Annotated in this window: 13 protein-coding genes; 3 read left to right on the plus strand and 10 right to left on the minus strand. The window is 58.2% G+C overall.

The features are described from left to right. The 9 genes from JXQ78_RS09760 to nadE all read right to left on the minus strand — a co-directional run bounded on the left by JXQ78_RS09760 (position 1) and on the right by nadE (position 13058). The gene (locus JXQ78_RS09760) at positions 1-471 is read right to left on the minus strand and encodes a DUF5797 family protein (protein ID WP_330630573.1); all 471 of its coding nucleotides are present in this window, start codon (positions 469-471) and stop codon (positions 1-3) included. A 51-nt stretch (positions 472-522) separates the two neighbouring features. Beyond that, positions 523-1512, minus strand: coding sequence for a mechanosensitive ion channel family protein (locus JXQ78_RS09765; protein WP_330630574.1), 990 nt, complete (start codon positions 1510-1512; stop codon positions 523-525). Between the two features lie 202 nt (positions 1513-1714). After that, entirely contained in the window at positions 1715-2575 is an 861-nt protein-coding gene (locus JXQ78_RS09770) for a cytochrome c oxidase subunit 3 (protein WP_330632819.1), read from the minus strand. 418 nt (positions 2576-2993) lie between these two features. Beyond that, positions 2994-7529 (minus strand): glutamate synthase large subunit, encoded by a 4536-nt coding sequence (gene gltB, locus JXQ78_RS09775; protein WP_330630575.1) that lies wholly within the window; start codon positions 7527-7529, stop codon positions 2994-2996. 188 nt (positions 7530-7717) lie between these two features. Then, positions 7718-9166 (minus strand): proline--tRNA ligase, encoded by a 1449-nt coding sequence (proS, locus tag JXQ78_RS09780; RefSeq protein ID WP_330630576.1) that lies wholly within the window; start codon positions 9164-9166, stop codon positions 7718-7720. Positions 9167-9217: 51 nt separating this feature from the next. After that, positions 9218-9898, minus strand: a complete 681-nt coding sequence (locus tag JXQ78_RS09785; RefSeq protein ID WP_330630577.1) for a carbonic anhydrase — start codon at positions 9896-9898, stop codon at positions 9218-9220. 64 nt (positions 9899-9962) lie between these two features. Further along, positions 9963-10526 (minus strand): cysteine hydrolase family protein, encoded by a 564-nt coding sequence (locus JXQ78_RS09790; RefSeq protein WP_330630578.1) that lies wholly within the window; start codon positions 10524-10526, stop codon positions 9963-9965. Then, entirely contained in the window at positions 10523-11344 is an 822-nt protein-coding gene (locus JXQ78_RS09795) for a YqcI/YcgG family protein (RefSeq protein ID WP_330630579.1), read from the minus strand. The genes JXQ78_RS09790 and JXQ78_RS09795 overlap by 4 nt, the downstream gene beginning before the upstream one ends. Positions 11345-11384: 40 nt before the next feature. Next, entirely contained in the window at positions 11385-13058 is a 1674-nt protein-coding gene (gene nadE, locus JXQ78_RS09800; protein WP_330630580.1) for an NAD(+) synthase, read from the minus strand. Between the two features lie 308 nt (positions 13059-13366). Between nadE and JXQ78_RS09805 the strand changes: the two genes are divergently transcribed. Both JXQ78_RS09805 and JXQ78_RS09810 read left to right on the plus strand, forming a co-directional pair. Beyond that, the gene (locus JXQ78_RS09805; protein WP_330630581.1) at positions 13367-14224 is read left to right on the plus strand and encodes a hypothetical protein; all 858 of its coding nucleotides are present in this window, start codon (positions 13367-13369) and stop codon (positions 14222-14224) included. A 61-nt stretch (positions 14225-14285) separates the two neighbouring features. Next, positions 14286-15137, plus strand: a complete 852-nt coding sequence (locus JXQ78_RS09810; RefSeq protein ID WP_330630582.1) for a hypothetical protein — start codon at positions 14286-14288, stop codon at positions 15135-15137. Here JXQ78_RS09810 and JXQ78_RS09815 read toward each other — a convergent pair. Then, on the minus strand, positions 15134-15613 hold the full coding sequence (locus JXQ78_RS09815; RefSeq protein ID WP_330630583.1) for a hypothetical protein: 480 nt from the start codon (positions 15611-15613) through the stop codon (positions 15134-15136). The two genes, JXQ78_RS09810 and JXQ78_RS09815, sit on opposite strands and share 4 nt — an antisense overlap. Before the next feature lie 239 nt (positions 15614-15852). On the opposite strand from JXQ78_RS09815, the gene JXQ78_RS09820 reads away from it, so the two are divergent. After that, on the plus strand, positions 15853-17766 hold the full coding sequence (locus JXQ78_RS09820; RefSeq protein WP_330630584.1) for a beta-CASP ribonuclease aCPSF1: 1914 nt from the start codon (positions 15853-15855) through the stop codon (positions 17764-17766). The last annotated feature ends 91 nt before the right edge of the window (positions 17767-17857 follow it).

The following is a 17857-nucleotide window of genomic DNA, read 5'->3' on the forward strand; positions in this document are numbered from 1 at the left end:
TCATTCGATCCGCTCGATCTCTAGCTCCGATCGATCGATGGCGAGTTTAAACAGCGGCACAGTCGACTGCTCGGTGGTAACGATCCCTCGGTCCTGGAGCTTTCTGAGTGCCGTTCGTACCGAATCGACATCAGTCTCGTCGCCTGTCGCCTCCACGTCATGCAAGACGGAAACGACGCTCTGGGCCGATTCGTCGGGCCCGGCGAGCACGTCGGCGATCGTTGCCTGCAACGGCGGAACCGATACGGCCGTATCATCGGTTTCGACGCCGACGATCGATGCCGCCTCCGGAGTCGCCCTGATCAGGCTGTTTTCGTCGCGGTAGTAGTACTCCTTGAGCTCGGATTCGAGATACTGGTGAATCTCGCTTCCACTATCGATCCCCCAGCGCTCCTGGAGTTCTTTGTTCTTCGTTGGTTGCAACTCGACGATATCGGCCAATCGCTCTTTGGCTTGGTCTGAGAGGGACACTGCATCCCACTACACAACCCGGATACATCCTGATTGCGACATCGGTTGTGTTCACTCGGTGGCGACCGATTGGCGGGCTGATTCGACCCAGCCGTCGATGTTCTCGGCGATATACTCTTTCGAGCCGAGTGCACCTCCCACGCCAACGGCAACGATAAACGAGAGCGCAAGCGCACCCGCGACTGCCGTGGTGACAATCACCAACAGCGTACTCAGTATACCCGCATCGAAGCCGGCTGTCTGGAGCGCGATCGTTACCACGAGATAGTAGACGAATCCTTTCACCGCGATTGAGCCGGCGCGAGCAAACGAACTGGCTTCGCTGGCGATCACTGCACCAAGCCAATCACCCAGCCAGATGCCCACGAGTAACACCACTGCACCGCCAATGAGCTGGGGCACATACTGCGTTATCGTCGAGAGCATCGAGGAAAGGACGCCAATGTTGAGCGCGTCGGCAGCCGCCAGCAGCGCGACAATATACACATACAATGCGACGAGTCGTCCAATGAGCCAGCCAAACGACCGATCTCCCGTCAGCTTTTCGAGCGGCGTTCCCGCTAGCTCTGCGTCGATCCCCATCCCATCGAGAAGATCGACGATCACGTCCTCGAGGAGCCGACCAACGATCACACCCACGACGAGAACGAGTGCCGCACCGAATAGCACCGGCAAGTAGGCACCGATATCTGAGAGCAGTTCCGTCACGATCCGAATCCGAAGAATATCGGCCGCCGAAACGACCGCGAGATAGTAGACGTAGTAGGTGATGAGCGTGCCGACAGCACTCGCAATTCCGGCCGTATCCGTGGGTGCTCGCCCAGCTGTGTCGCCGCCGGGCTGATCAGCTTCTTCGCTGGCTGATCGATCGCCTGGAGTAACGCGCCCGAGGTCGGCCCGAGAAAGCATCCGCGTCACGATCCTTCCGAGGAATTTTCCAACGATCCAGCCCACGAGCAAAACGAACAACGCACCGATGAGCCGCGGTACGTACGCGACAATTTCGACGATCGTTGCTCCGATCGCACTTGTATCACTCAACTGGAGAATGTCCTGCGCTATATACTGAATTTTCGAATTTATTGTCATTGTTCTGTTTCGTTATATCCGACGATTCGCTTCGTGTGAATGGCGAATACGTCGATATAACTGTTTGAACCTCTCCATTATGAAATGTGGTGGTGGACACTCGAAAATAGTGGTAGAAAACTGAAATAAGGCGCGAAAATGCAGATGAGTTTGGTTACAGTTCGACGACCGCGCCGGCGTACAACACGACGACGAGGAAGATCCAGACCACATCGACGAAGTGCCAGTACATCGAGACGGTACTGACCGAGACGTGTCGTTCCTGGGAGTACTGCCCGTAGAGCGCGCGAACGAAGACGATTCCGAGCAACACGGCACCGAGCGAGACGTGGAGCCCGTGCAGTCCGGTGAGTCCGAAAAAGGCACTTGAGAAAACGCCACCGGTGAGCGTTAGCTCTCCGTGGCTGATGAACTCGTAGTACTCATACACCTGTCCACCAATGAAGATGACCCCGAGAACGAGCGTCACGAACAGCAGCTTCACGAATCGAGAGTGATTACCCTTCAACAGCGCGTGATGAGCGAAGTGGAGGGTGAAACTGCTTATGATCAGGATCACCGTGTTGGCGATCACGAGCGTGCCGAGTAGGCCGTGTGGAATGTGTGCACTCGCCCAGCTCGTGCCAGTGCGAACGAAAAAGTAATAGACGAACCCGGCACCGAACGTGGCGATTTCGCTGCCGAGGAAGAACAACATTCCCATGCGCAGCCCGCGCCCGCTGGATTCTGTCGCTTCGCCGCTCCAGAAATCGACGATAAACGCGTGATACAACCAGCCGTACAGTCCAATCAGGAACACGAGCGTGGCACCGACGAAAACGCCCGGCCCGGCGAGTGGCCCTACGAGTGGCTCTTCTCCGTGTCCAAGGAGATACAGTGCAGCACCGATGTAGAGCCCAGCAGCCCCGATTGCCGCGATGAAGGGCCACCAGCTCGCCTCACCGAATCCCCGCGGCCAGTCCTCGACTGCGGGCAAATGATGGTGGTGGTCACCGTGCTCTTCGGAACTCTCCATTGCCATACCCCCGCTTTTGGGCGCGACGGCAAAAAGCCTCTCAAACGTCACAGCGAGGCAACTTTCGACAGAACCGTTCAAATCGGGTGCACTGGTGAAAAATGGCTCACTGGACCAAGAGCCTGGGGAGGGGCACCAACCTCCCGAACCACTGACCATGAACCGCTGAATGCACGAAGTAGACAACGCGGGGAAAGCCGGTGTGGCTCTCCTAATCCACTAGCGTGTGTCTAGGATTGCTCGTCCGTCGGTGTGTCCTGGAATATCCTCCCGGAGCGCAACGCGCTTCATTCGTAGGTATCTCACACAATAATAAAAATGTTGCTACAGTTGATAATATGAATATAAAAGTTAATGATGGGAATGTGGCAATAAAAAGAACCGATATCAGTACCGACAGGCAGGCTGTGGCGTGTTTTCAGTCGGCACCGCCCCTGATGGGCGCGGTGTCCTCACAGAGGGGTGTTGAGCTGTCTGGCAGATCAGAGCGCACATCTTCTGACTCGCGGTTTGCGATCACGTCGGCGTAGGCGTCGGGCATCACTTTCACGAAGTTGTCGATCGCCGCTTCGAAGTTCTCGAGGATCGCCTCTCCTCTGTCGCTATCGGTGTAGGCCACGTGATTTTCGATCAGCCGGCGCACCATGCGTTTGTCTTTCTCATCAAGCTCGCGCGTCGTCGAGATCATACCGCGGTTGACGCGGTCATCGAACGTGTCGTTCCGATCGAGGACGTACGCGACACCGCCGGACATGCCCGCCGCGAAGTTTCTCCCGGTTTCGCCGAGCACTGCGACGACGCCGCCGGTCATATACTCACAGCCGTGATCGCCAACGCTTTCCACGACGGCCTTGACCCCGGAGTTTCTGACGGCAAAGCGTTCGCCGGCCATGCCGTTGATGTAACACTCGCCGTCAGTTGCGCCATAGAGCGCGACGTTGCCGATTAGCGTGTTGTCTTCTGGCTCGAACGGTGCGTCAGGTGGCGTCGACACGATGAGCTTCCCGCCCGATAGCCCTTTTCCGACGTAATCGTTGGCAGTGCCGGTCAGTGCCATCGTCACTCCGCGCGGGACGAACGCCCCGAAGCTCTGTCCGGCAATGCCATCGAAATCGACGGTGATGGTATCGTCGTCCAGCCCGCCCGGCCCGTACTCGCTAGAGAGCGTATAGCCCAACAGGGCACCGACTGCACGATGTGAGTTATCGATGGTCGCATCGATGTACACCGGCTCTTCGTTTTCGATCGCTGGCGTTGCCAGTTCGATTAGTTCATGATCGAGCGCTTCGTCCACGTCGTGTGACTGCCCGGCCGTTTTCGTTCGTGGCCCGTCCGTCTCTGCGAGGATCGCTCCAAGATCGAGATGGCGCGCCTTCTCGTGGGTTACGTCCTCGCGCTGTCGGAGGTGTTCGACCCGGCCGATCATCGATTCGAGCGTTGCAAAGCCGAGCTCGGCCATGATCTCACGGAGCTCCTGGGCGATGAACGTCATGTAGTTGATCACGTGCTGTGGCTCGCCGGGGAACCGCTCGCGGAGCGATTCCGTCTGGGTGGCCACGCCGACCGGACACGTGTTCTCGTGGCACTGTCGTGCCATCACACAGCCGGAGGTGACGAGACTCGACGTGCCAAAGACGTACTCTTCTGCGCCGAGCAACGCGGCAACGGCCACGTCACGGCCCGTTTTCATGCCACCGTCGGCCGTTACCGTGATTCGCGAACGGAGCCCGGTGTGAGAGAGCAGCTGGTTCGCCTCTGCGAGCCCAAGCTCCCATGGGAGCCCGGCACTTTTGATCGAGGTTTTCGGCGACGCACCGGTCCCACCGGAGTGTCCCGAAATGTGAACGACATCAGCCTTTGCCTTGGCGACCCCGGCCGCTATCGTTCCGATTCCGGCCTCAGAAACCAGCTTCACGTTGATGTCGGCCTCGGGATTGGCGGTTTTGAGGTCGTGAATCAGCTGCTTGAGGTCCTCAATCGAGTAGATGTCGTGGAGTGGTGGCGGCGAGATTAGCCCCACGCCCGGCGTCGAACAGCGAACGTGTGCAATCATCTCGTTTACCTTCTCGCCGGGGAGATGGCCACCTTCGCCAGGTTTCGAACCCTGTGCCATTTTGATCTGGATCTCATCTGCCGACGCGAGATACGCACTCGTCACGCCGAATCGGCCGGATGCAACCTGCTTGACGTTGCACTCCTTTTCGGTGTCGAATCGTTCGGGGGGCTCGCCGCCCTCGCCGGTGTTCGATTTCCCGCCGAGACGGTTCATGGCGATGGCGTTGTTCTCGTGGGCTTCGGGCGAGAGCGAGCCAAGACTCATCGCTGCCGTCCCAAATCGGGTAACGATCTCGTGGACGGGTTCGACCTCCTCGATCGGAATCGGCTCGCGATCGCTGTTGAATTCGAGCAGTCCACGGAGCGTCTGGAGGCTCTCGTTCTGCTCGTTGATCTGGGCGGCAAACTCCTGGTAGGTTTCGTAGTCGCCGTTTCGGACAGATTTTTGGAGCGTCCGGACCGTCTGTGGATTCCACTGGTGGGTCATTCCTGACGAGCGGTGCTCGAATTCGCCCTGGCGCTCTAGCGAGGCGCTCTTCTCGCCGTCGGGAAATGCCACGTCGAACCGCCGGCGCAAGTCTCGTTCGACCCCATCGATTCCGATCCCGCCAGTGCGTGCGGTGGTTCCCTCGAAGTATTCGGCGACGAACGCAGCGTCCAGTCCGACCGCCTCGAAGATCTGCGCACCACGGTAGCTCTCGACGGTCGAAATTCCCATCTTGGCCATCGTTTTCAACAGGCCGTCTTCGAGCGCAGTGAGATAGGACTCAATCGCCGTCTCCAGGTCGGCCCCGTCCGGGCCGGCGACGACATCCTCGATCGTCTGGAACGCGAGATACGGATTGACTGCCCCCGCCCCGTAGCCCACGAGCGTCGCCATCTGGTGGACGGTCCGTGGATCGCCCGATTCGACGACAATTCCAACCCGATTTCGCTGGCCGGTACGGACGAGATGATGGTGGACGGCACCCGTCGCGAGCAGGCTCGGAATCGCAAGCCGGTCCGGTCCAGCGTTTCGATCCGAGAGAACGACGATGTCGTGGTCATCTGCTCGATCGCTCACCTGTTCGCGAACGGCCTCGATGGCGCGTTCGAGCGACGTCTCCGGATCGAACGTGATATCGACGACAGTGCTCGAGATTGTGCCATCGAGTTCGGCGATTGCAGCCATTTCAGCGTCCGTGAGAAACGGCGAGTCAATCACCAGCTGTTGTGCGTGTGCGGGAGACTCATCGAGGAGATTCCGCTGTTCGCCTAGCCGGCACTCCATCGAGGTGACGAGCTCCTCGCGGATGTAATCCAGCGGGGGGTTCGTCACCTGGGCAAACAGCTGTTTGAAATACGACGACAGCGGTCGATTGGTCTCTCCAAGCACCGACAGCGGTGTGTCGTCACCCATCGAGCCGACTGGGTCCTTTCCATCGCGTGCCATCGGCTCGATGAGATGGTCCAGCTCGTCGTGTGAGTAGCCAAACAGTGCCTGGTGCGACCGAAGCTGATCGACTGGTGCTGTGATTTCGGCGCCACTGGATAGATCGTCTGGCAGGCGCTGTTGTTCGGTTGCCACCCACTCGCCGTACCGATCGTCGACGAGTGACTCGAACACCTCATCGTCGGGAATAATTCTGCCTTCCTCTGGATCGGCGAGAAACAGCTGGCCGGGTTTGAGCCTGCCGCGCGTTTCGATCCGGGAGGCGTCGTGTTGGGCCTCGAGCGCGCCTACTTCGCTCGACATGACGAGCGTTCGATCGTCGAGGACATCGTACCGACACGGTCGCAGTCCGTTCCGGTCGAGCACCGCACCCACCCGCTCGCCGTCGGTCGCAGCAACGAGTGCCGGTCCATCCCACGGCTCGATCAACGAGGCGTGAAAATCGTACCACTCCTTGCGGCTTTCATCGACACCGGTCTCCTCGCCACGCCAGGCTTCTGGAATCAACATTCGCAACGCGTGACCGAGATCGCGCCCCGTGTTCAACAACAGCTCAAGCGCGTTATCGACGCTCGCCGTATCCGACTGCGTTTCATCGTTGATGATCGGCAAGAGCGTCTCGAGATCGTCGCCGTACGCCGGATCGGCGAGATCGTTCTCTCTTGCGCGCATCCAGTTGATGTTCCCCTGAATCGTGTTGAACTCCCCATTGTGGATCACCCTGTGGTACGGATGGGCGAGATGCCACGCACCGAGCGTGTTCGTTGAATACCTGGCATGGACCATCGCGAACGTAGAGGCGAGTTGCTCATCGTGCAGTTCCGGGTAGTACGTTGACAGCTGCTCGGCGGTCAACAGTCCCTTATAAACGATCGTCTGCCGATCCAGCGAACAGATGGAAAATCGACCGGTTTCATCGAGCTCGCGCGAGTCGATCGTCGTTTCGACTGCCCGACGAGCCACGTAGAGCTGCCGATCGAACGTCTCGTCCGAAGGATCGTTACTCGGGGTGACAAACACCTGTTCGACCGCGGGCTCGGAGTCGCGAGCAGTTTTTCCAAGTCCCGACGCGTCGGTTGGCACCGTCCGCCAGCCGACCACCGACAGATCGTGGCGATCGAAGACGGTCGCAATCGTCTCTTTGAGGCGCTCTATGAGCGTCTCATTTTTGGGGAAAAAGATCGATCCCACCGCGTACTGCTCTGGAAGATCAAAATCGACTGTGGCCGCAAAGAACTCGTGTGGCGTCTGGAGCAAAATTCCGGCCCCATCACCGGTGTTTTCCTCTGCCCCCGTCGTTCCACGATGTTCGAGATTGGCGAGCAAATCGAGCCCGTCGGCAATCGGCTGGTGGCTGGTGTCACCGTCAAGGTCCATGACGACACCGACACCACAGCTCCCACGGGTGTCTGTTGGATCCGCGAGCCCGGCACCGCTCGCGAACGTTGCTGGCTGTTGCTGGCTCATACCCCTCTCTGGCCGATAGCTTCTTAAGTGATTTCCCCTCAAGGGGTAAGGCCATGTTGAAGTCACATAAGGGCATATAATTAGTACCCACGTCTGGGGTAGTACAACGCCAGCTTATGCATTCTCAGTATATTTTCACAAATATGAATATAGATATCAATTAATTACTGATGGAAAATTTATAACAGTCAGTACGTTTTGGCGAAATACGCGGTCGTCTCTGCGGGTTCGCCACAGACACCACAGTCCTCGTGGATCGGTTCGTCGTCGAACGGCACCATCACGATTTCGGCTGCGATCTGGTCTTTGATCTCGGTTTCACAGTCTTGCTCGCCACACCAGCCGGTTTTCACGTAGCCGCCATGTTGACCGATGGTACCGAGAATTTCGTTTCGTGAGGTTGCTTCACGGATATTTTCTTCCCGGAGTTGTTCAGCTGTGGCGTAGAGTTTCGCATACACCGTCTCGAGGTGTTCCTGGACGGTCTCAGCCAGTCCCGTTCGCGATTCGGTCGTCGTCTCACCGTCTGGTCGGTGAACGAGCGACACTTCCTCATCGGCCACTTCGTTGGGACCGACCTCAATGCGCAGCGGGACGCCGTTGAGCTCCCACTCGTTGAATTTGAATCCGGGGTTTCGTTCGTCGCGGTCGTCGAGATGGACGCGAACGCCGTCGTCGTCGAGGGTTTTCCGGAGCTCTTCTGCGTAGCCAAGCACCGTTTCTCTGTTATCCTCCTGGAAGATCGGGACGATGACGACCTGTGTGGGTGCCATCGGCGGAGGCAACACCAGTCCCTGATCATCAGCATGCGTCATGATCAGCGCGCCGAGCGCTCGCCAGGAAAGCCCCCAGGAAGTGGTGTGGGCGGTCTGTTCGGTCTCGTCTTCGTCGAGGTAGGTGATGTCGAACGCCTCGGCGAAGCTCTCGCCCAGATAGTGGCTCGTTGCGCCCTGGACGCTCTTTCCGTCCGGCATCATCACTTCGATCGTGGTGGTAGTGTCCGCACCAGGGAATTTGTCGTGATCGGGCTTTTTTCCGCGAAGCGGTGCCAGCGCCATCACGTCGGTGTAGAGCCGTTCGTACTGATCCAATCGAAGCATCGTTTCATCCCAGGCATCGTCGCAGTCGTGGTGGGCGGTGTGGCCCTCCTGCCAGAGGAACTCCTTGGTTCGGAAGAACGGCTTCGTGTCGGTTGCCTCCCAGCGAACGACCGAACACCACTGGTTGATGCGCATCGGGAGATCACGGTGGCTGCGAACCCACTGAGAAATAAATGGCGTGATGATCGATTCGCTGGTGGGCCGCACGGCAAGCCGCTCGTCGAGTTCGTCGTGGCCACCCTGGGTCACCCACGCCACTTCCGGGTCGAACCCTTCTACGATCTCCTTTTCCTGTTCGAGATACGACTCTGGAATGAACATCGGGAAGTAGGCGTTCTGAACGCCGCTGTCTTTGAACCATCCATCGAGGTGGTTCTGGACGGCTTCCCAGAGTGCATACCCGCGTGGCCGGGTGACGATGAACCCGCCCATGGGTGCATAATCCGCCAGGCCGCTTTTCTGGACGACCTGCGAGTACCACTCGCCAGTCTCGTGTTCTTTGCTGGCGGTGATGCCGAGATCCTGATCGCCGGTCATGTAGGAACGAGACGGCTACCCCTAATAAGCTCGACGTGTCTAACTCCCGTGTCAGTAGCTCCACAGCCGGTTGAATCGGGAGGAAAGCGCTGGCGTGTTTCGTTCGATCGCGTCAGGGGTTCGCGATCCGTTCACGTTGATGAGCTGGAGGCGTCCCCTGTCGTCGCTATACACGTTCTGGAAGTCGTACACCAGTCCGGCGACACGCACATCGTCTGGGACATCATCGCTTTCGAGCAACAGCTCGACCTGCCGGTCAACGTTGTACTCCACCAGATGGTTAATCGCGCTCTCCTCATCGAGTCCATCCGGAAGTGCGTCGACACCTGGTGCGAGCCGGTCTTTCAACAGATCGATCGCGTACTGAATCCCATCTGGCTCGTCAACGCCATCGGTCAGATCCTGATAGGTTGCGGTGACAGCGCCACAGCCGGTGTGGCCGATCACTGCCGCAGTGGCCGTTCCGGCATGAACGAGCGGATAGAGCACGTCGCCGGAGACGGTCGCACCGTCGTCCGTTCGTTCACAGACGCGATTACCGATCACGCCGACGGTAAACACGTCGCCGGGCGTCTCGTTGGTGATCAGTTCGTCCTGCAACACGCGCGAATCCGAACAACAGACGGTGACCAGCCCCGGGGACTGTCCGTCCTGGACCGCATCGAACCGGTCGTTCGAAAATTCACTCACGTGGCGGTCGTTTCGTTCGAGCAACTCGAGTAGCTCCATCATTCGGCCCTCCACGCGGGATCGATAAACACGTTGTGACCGCGGCCGATCGATTGTGCGGATCCCGTCATGAACGGATCTCCTCGAGCAGTGCATCAGTTGTTCGTATCGTCGCGAACTCTCCGGACAGCTGTGCGAGTGCTGTTTCGTGGATGCAGTCTGCGTCGTAGCAAGTTCCATCGAGCGTCCGATCGAACGTCGCACAGGCCGTCCGTGCGACCGTCACCGCAAACCCCCTGTTTTCTGCCATCCTGGCCGTCGTCGAGACGCAGTGGTCGGTCGTCAATCCGGCGATAACCAGGGTTCCGTCACTGCACTCGCCGAGCAACCGTTCGAGATTCGTTCCCACGAACGCGCCGTTGACACGCTTTCGAATCGTATGTTCGCCCGGAGCCGGCTCAAGCTGCGGTTTGAATTCGTATCCTGGACAGCCATCGCGAAGCGGTGAGGCGGGTTCGGTCGAATCGTGGCGAACGTGGATGACCGGCCATCCCACTTCGCGCCAGTACTCGAGCAAGCGAACGGCGGTATCTTCAGCGTCCGGATTGTTTCGCGATCCCCACTGCGGATCGTCGAATCCTCGCTGGAAGTCGATCAGCACGAGCGCCGTTGCAGTATCCGAGACGCTCATCGTGGTGCTCCATCCGATGGCACGTCGATACACTGCGTCGATCGCGGATGTGTGTCTGTGATCGTGATTGGGGGTTTTTGTGGGGCCTGCTGGCGATCGCTCGAAAGCATATACTGGGGCCACTCGCGGTCGCCCTCGACACCCCAGTCGCCGAGATCTGCGTGCGGGCAGACGCCATCGTACGATTCGAGCCGTTCCTGAATGATCGTCCGTGCGTGCTGACCAGCGTCGGTATCGGCCGTCACGTTGAGAGATTCGAACAGCGCGCGTGGCTGGAACGTGATTTCGAGCCCAACCGGGCAGTAACGGCTGTTGCGCTGGTCATAAAACGGTGCCCGACACGTTGGGAATATGGGCTCTCCACCGAAGCAAAACTCCCACCTAGCGTGGTCCGGATCGGTCGGGATCGATTCCGGCCAGGGTGTTGGATCGTGGACGTGCAAAAACTGAAGGATGTGCCACAGTGCGTCGTGATAGGTCGCTTCCGTCGCCACGCGATCATCGGGTGCGAAAAATGCCACCAGAGAGGCACGGTCGCTGTACTCTTGATAGCAATCGAGATACGAACACAGCGTTGATCCAAGTTCGAACAGCGCGTCAGTTTCTGTCAGCGATGGCACGGCCGTGTAGAGTGGCTCTCCGTTTCGAACGGATTTTGCACCGAAAAAACATGGAAACGGCGTTTCGTTTCGGCTTCCGAGCAATCCCTCCCGAAACGTCTTCCAGTGCTGTTCGACCCATGCTGGCACCCTCGAGTTCTCGACAGCCTGCTCCAGCGTTGACTGGGTGCAGAGCTCGTTGACCACGGTGTTCGCCATCAGTTTGATCGTTCCATCGGTTGATTGTTGTTTCTCTGGCTTAGCATTGTCCAATCAGCAGTTCGAGCTCGTGAAAATACGTCTCTCTTGGAGTGTGGCTGGATGTCGGTCCTCGCGGGCGTCGCCGTTTGTGCTGGCTCTCAAGATGGGCACGGGCACACCGTTCGAGCTGCTCTCTGTCGAGGCCACACTCCGCAGCCGTCCTGTCGATTCCACCATTAACATCGACGAGCTGCCAGACGATCTGGTCGAGCGTCTCAGTGTTGAGAGCGCTGGCACAGTCGGGCGGTACCGATCGGTCGATGGCTCCTGGCAGTCCCAGGGTTCGGGCGAGCTGGTCCAGTTCGGTCTCGAACAGGCCGGTGAACGGCAGGAAATCTGCGGCTCCGTTGCCGTGTTTCGTGAACGCGCCGAGCAGCCATGCCGGTCGGCTGAGATCGCCAACAACGAGCCGATCCGTTGTGTTGGCCGCGTGGTAGGCACAGACAGCTCGTACACGTTCTCTGACGTTCTCGAGCGTCCGTTCGGTTGCCCCGTTCGTCCAGCGGTCGGGGAGCACATCCAGCAGTCGGGAAACGAGTGGGGCACAATCGACCGTGGTGTGTGGAATGCCGATCGTTTCTGCGACCGAGACGGCGTCGTGTGTGTTCGATTGGCCCTCAGCGCCACATGGAAGTATCAATCCATATATGCGATCGGGGCCGACGGCGCTGGCTGCAAGCGCTGTAAGCGTACTTGAGCGCTTTCGGCCATCCATTCGGACGACGTAGCCCGATCGATCCGTCGTGCGGAGCGTCCGAGAAAGCGCTCGCTTGAGTCGCGAACGCAGTGGCGTCGCCGTTTTGTGGCTGGTGTTTGGCGGACGGACCGTGTCACCCGGAAGGATCGACCGACCTGTGTGACGTGGTGGCCGTCGTTTGTGCGCCGTCTCGTGGAATTGCTGGGCACACATCTTGGCAAGTGAGCGCTCACAGCCGACGATTTCGGCGATACGCTTCGGTGATGTGTCTGATCTTGATAACAGGTGACAGATCGGATCAAGCAGTTCATATGGTGCTCCAAGCTGAGTGCGATCAGTCTGTCCCGCCCAGAGGCCAGCCGTGGGGGGTTTCTGGATAATTTCGGTGGGAACGTTGTACGCGTTCGCGTGATGACGGATCGTCGATTTGTCCCACGCCCTGAGTGGTGCACAGTCGACAGCGCTGTCGCCGTATTTGGTGACGTAGCCAAGCGTTCGTTCGGTTCGGTTGGTCGTTCCGATGACGAGCCGGTTACGGGCGTTCGCCATGAAGTATACACACGCCATACGGATTCTCCCAACAGCATTGCCGATCGCGTGGCGATCACCATCGGTCGCAATCAGAGGGGCAATCTCGTCTTCGAACAGATCGACGACCGGCTGTAGGTCGATCGTGTCGAACGGAATGTCGAGCCTGCTAGCCATCGTCGTCGCATCAGCAACTGCTGTGGTCGGACTCGCCAGCGTCGGTTGACAGAGCCCGTACACGGCGTTTCGTCCAACTGCGGCTGTAGTGAGTGCAGCAGTGAGTGACGAATCGATCCCACCGCTCATGTTGAGCATCACACCGTCGCATCCCGACGATTCGACTGCCGAACGAATGAACGACTCGACCGCCGTGGGTGGTGGTCCCCCAGCTGTTCGTTCGGACCGGCCAGGTTTGAGATCTTCCCGATCCACTGGTGCTGTTGCCATCTCAGCACCTCGCTCCGGATCGCGTGCGAAAGGGGTGAGCAGCACGTTTAGATCGCCCTCTACAATCAATCAAACGTCTATTATTTCGCTCTATAGGTGTTCTTTGCATACCTATTAACGCGTTCTATGACCAATTATATGTTATTGGTCCCAATTGAGTGGAAATACGCTCATTTATTGTTCAAACGGTCGCCGGTGTCTGGCGTGAGATGTTCTGTCCCCCGGTCATCGGAATCTGAGACGGTTCACCGACTGAAAATGGTAGCAAAAAGGTAATGTAATTACTACTACGTAAACTGAGTAACACAATGGGAAACGGTACGAAGTCCAGCGAGCTGGATAGCCTGGAGGAGGGCCCGATATCGCTCGATGGAGCGTTCGATGGCCAGGCCCAGACGCTCGTCGAGCTCGAGGATGAGCTCGGCTCGGTCCCCGGTGCGGAAATCGCCGACTCGGAGCAGTATGAATCCGGGATGGTGGTTGGTGCCGACCGCGTCGGGGCCAGCGACCTCCCCGAGACGTATCCGATCAGTTTCGAGACCCCACAGCTGTTGCGACTGGACGTTCAGCTCCCGTCCAATCAGGTGACATCAGTTTACGTGGGCTGGCCGGATCAGATTGCTGATGAGACACCGCTGTTTCGATTGCTCGAGGCAATCGGTGTCGGCGTCAATTCGTTCGCTGACATCCTCGGCGAGGAGGTACCCCTCCGCGTTGAAGGGGTGCACTACGTTGCTGATATCGAGTATCCGAGCGCTAGCCCGTTCGAATTCGAACAGACGGTCGAGCAGCTCTCCGTGGACGTTTCGGTCGACACCTCGAAAATGTGGTTCCACCTGACAGTCGCTGGCGTGGCCATGTGGATGGCGATGATTGCCTCGATGCCGATCGATCTACTTGTCCCTGATGGACTGCAGGGACTGTTGGTACTCAGTGGCTGGCTGTTGTTGCCCATCGGAATTTACTTCGATTCGAAACAAGTGGACGCAGTGAGCGACTGGTCGCCAACGAGATGGGCGTATTTTCTCCCAACATTGGTCCCGTTTTTCTGCATTCCAACGAGTATCATCTATCTGATAAAGAGACGGGAGGCAACGATTGCACCAGGATACGATATCGGCCGTCTCGATCGGCTCATCGAACGAGCAAAGGCACTATTCGATTGAGTGAACTGATCGAATCCACAACCAAACAATAATATCGACAGAAGAACTATTTCGGAAAACGATGCCCGATGGTCCCGACGACTTCGTGGCCGACGATCTCTCCGATGGTGGGATCACTATTGACGAGCAGGCAGAGAGTTTGCTAGAATTAGAAAATGAGCTATCAAGCGTCCCCGGCGCAACGGTTGCAACGGACGATCGATACGATGCCGGCTCGGTAGTTGGTGCCAACCGCGTTCCATTGGCTGCGTGTCCGGAGACGTATCCGATCGAGTTCGACTCCGCGCAGTTGTTGCGACTTGACGTGGAACTGCCCTCAACGGACCGAACGTCGGTGTATCTGGAATGGCCGGAGAAAATCACCAGAGAAACGCCACTCTATCAGCTCTTAGAAGCTGTTGATGTTGAGGTCACGTCGTTTGCAGACATCCTCGGCGAAAACATCCCGCTCAGGGTGGCGGACACCCACTACGTTGCGGACGTTACCTACGACACTGAAACCGCCTCCCACCACAGCCAACAGCAGTCCTACACGACCACGACGGTCTCCGTTGATGAGTCCGAAGACACCAGTTCGCGCTGGTATTATGTCGTGCTCGGAAGCTGGCTCGGCTGGCTGTTCCTCTGGATAGTGGTCAGCTCGCCGCTTGATCTGCTCATTCCAGATGCGCCTCTTGGAATGATCGTGTTGCTTTCGTGGGTGCTCTTTCCCATCGGCCTCTACAACGACTGTAAACACGTGACAGCAAACAGCGACTGGTCGCCGAATGAGTGGCTGTACTCGATCCTCTCGTTCATCTGGGCGGTGAATCTGCCGCTCGGCCTGATCTATCTGTATAAACGACACAATGCCACCTTCGATCGAGGGGCAGACACTACTCGTTTCACTGATTTCCTCGAACGACTGGTTTAGGGGTCGGTGTCTATCGCGAACGGCGAGCCCGTTTCTGTCCACTCCCAGCCTGGAAGTCGCGTCTGAAAACCAGCTGCGAGCGCTGCATCCAGATCGTCGTGGCCGGCGGTGCCGTCCGGATGGTGATACACATCGGCCACGTGAAACGTTGCCTGTGCTAGCGTCGCAAGCGGCTGGCCGCCAGCGATAGCGGCTGCGAGCTCTCGGCCAAGCAGTTCGTCTACGATAAACCCGGGATAATCGGCCTCTACGTCAAGATCACGCAACAGCGCGACCAGGGCAGCGATATTGACCGCGAGGTCACCGTCTTCAAACACCTCGTCAACCGCCGCACGATACTGTTCGGACGAAACTGATTCGACAGTCGTGTCGAACGCGACGGCGAGGCGTTCGCGTACGTCAGTGATGAGCGGAGCGATTGGACGGCTTCGAACGAACTCATACTCGGCCACAACACGATCAGGGGTGAGCTTCATGTCGAATCATCCGACCGCAGTGTATTGAACGATGGGCTGCACCGTTGCGAAGAGTTTTATAATCCCCGTGTTGTACACAAGACCAACGCGGGTTTTCCGGGCCGTCGTGAACGGTCGTGATTGAACAGTATGACCTGTTGTTCGGCGTCAGTGCTTGATTCATGGCCGATTGAATCGGCGTTATGTGGTTGTCGTCTGCGGCGTCGCTTGTCCTGGAACCCCGCCCATCTACGTGACCTATGAGCACGGTAGAGAAGCAACTCGACGATTTGAAAGCAGAGATAGCAGCCGAGATCCCGAATGACATCTCCGTTTCTGACGTGACCTACGAGGGGCCGGAACTCGTCATTTACACCCGTGATCCCAAGAAATTCGCGCAGAACGGCGATCTGATTCGGACGCTCGCGGGCAAACTTCGCAAACGAATTACGGTGCGTCCAGACCCGGACGTGCTTGCCCGGCCGAAGGATGCAGAGGCACAGATCCGCGCAATCATTCCTGATGAGGCAGGCGTTTCCGATCTCGATTTCCATGCAGATACCGGCGAGGTCGTTATTGAGGCACAAAAACCGGGAATGGTGATCGGCCGTCACGGATCGACGCTGCGTGAAATCACACAGGAGATCGGCTGGACGCCGGAAGTCGTCCGAACGCCCCCGATCGAATCGGCCACCGTTTCGAACGTTCGTAACTTCCTCAAACAGGAACGCGAAGAACGCCGTGAAATTCTCGAACGCGTCGGCCGCCAGATCCACCGCGAAGAACTCGCCGACGAACAGTGGGTGCGAATCAGCACGCTTGGCTGCTGTCGAGAGGTCGGCCGAGCGAGTTTCATCCTCTCGACCGCAGAAACGCGCATTCTCATTGACTGTGGCGACAAACCCGGCGCGGAAGACGAAGTGCCGTATCTCCAGGCACCAGAAGCGAATCCGCTCAACTCCATCGACGCGGTGGTGTTGACTCACGCCCACCTGGATCACTCCGCACTCATCCCGCTCCTGTTTAAATACGGCTACGACGGTCCGATTTACTGCACGGAACCGACCCGCGACATGATGGGACTGTTGACGCTGGACTATCTCGACGTGGCGGCCAAGGAGGGCCGCACGCCGCCGTATGAGAGTGAGATGGTCCGTGAAGCGCTGAAACACACGATTCCGCTGGAATATGGCGATGTAACCGACATCGCACCGGACGTAAAGCTCACGCTGCACAACGCAGGCCACATTCTCGGCAGTGCGGTGTCGCACTTCCATATTGGCGATGGTCTGTACAACGTGGCATTCTCCGGCGACATTCACTACGAGGATACCCGGCTGTTCAACGGCGCAGTCAACGAGTTCCCGCGCGTGGAGACGCTGGTGATGGAATCGACCTACGGTGGTCGCAACGACTACCAGACTGACCAGGAAGATTCCGAACAGCGGCTCATCGAGATCATCAACGAAACACACGACCGTGACGGCAAGATCCTCATTCCGGCGTTCGCCGTTGGCCGGTCACAGGAGATCATGCTCGTCATCGAAGAAGCGATGCGCGAGGGGAAGATCCCAGAGATGCCCGTCCATCTCGACGGGATGATCTGGGAGGCCACCGCGATCCACACCACGTATCCCGAGTATCTCAGGGATGATCTCCGCGATCGGATCTTCCACGACGATGAGAATCCGTTTCTCTCACCGCAGTTCAATCACATCGATGCGGGCGAGGACGAACGTCGTGATGTGACCGATGGCGGGCCGGCGATCATCCTCTCGACCTCGGGTATGGTCACCGGCGGTCCGATTATGTCCTGGCTCGAACATCTTGGTCCGGATCCAAACACCACCATGGTGTTCGTCGGCTACCAGGCACAGGGAACGCTTGGCCGACGGATTCAGAGCGGATGGGATGAAATTCCGATGAATGGCCGGAACGGTCGTTCAGATACGCTGGCGCTCGATTTCAACGTTGAAACGGTCGATGGCTTCTCCGGTCACTCCGGCAGACAGGGACTCGTCGATTTCGTTCGAACGATGAATCCGCGCCCGGAGAAGGTACTGTGCGTTCACGGCGACGAATCCTCCGTCCAGGATCTCTCCTCCGCGCTGTATCACAAATTCGACATGCGAACGTTCGCACCGAAGAATCTCGAGACGTTCAGATTCAGGTAATCGACGGCAGTCGCCGCCGATTCCGTTCGACGGGACCAGACGAACGGAGTGGAATGGCATCCAATACCGATCGACGGAAGCGGCACGTGGT

It is taken from the genome of Halocatena halophila, assembly GCA_027563145.1.
In the GTDB taxonomy this organism is placed as follows: domain Archaea; phylum Halobacteriota; class Halobacteria; order Halobacteriales; family Haloarculaceae; genus Halocatena; species Halocatena halophila.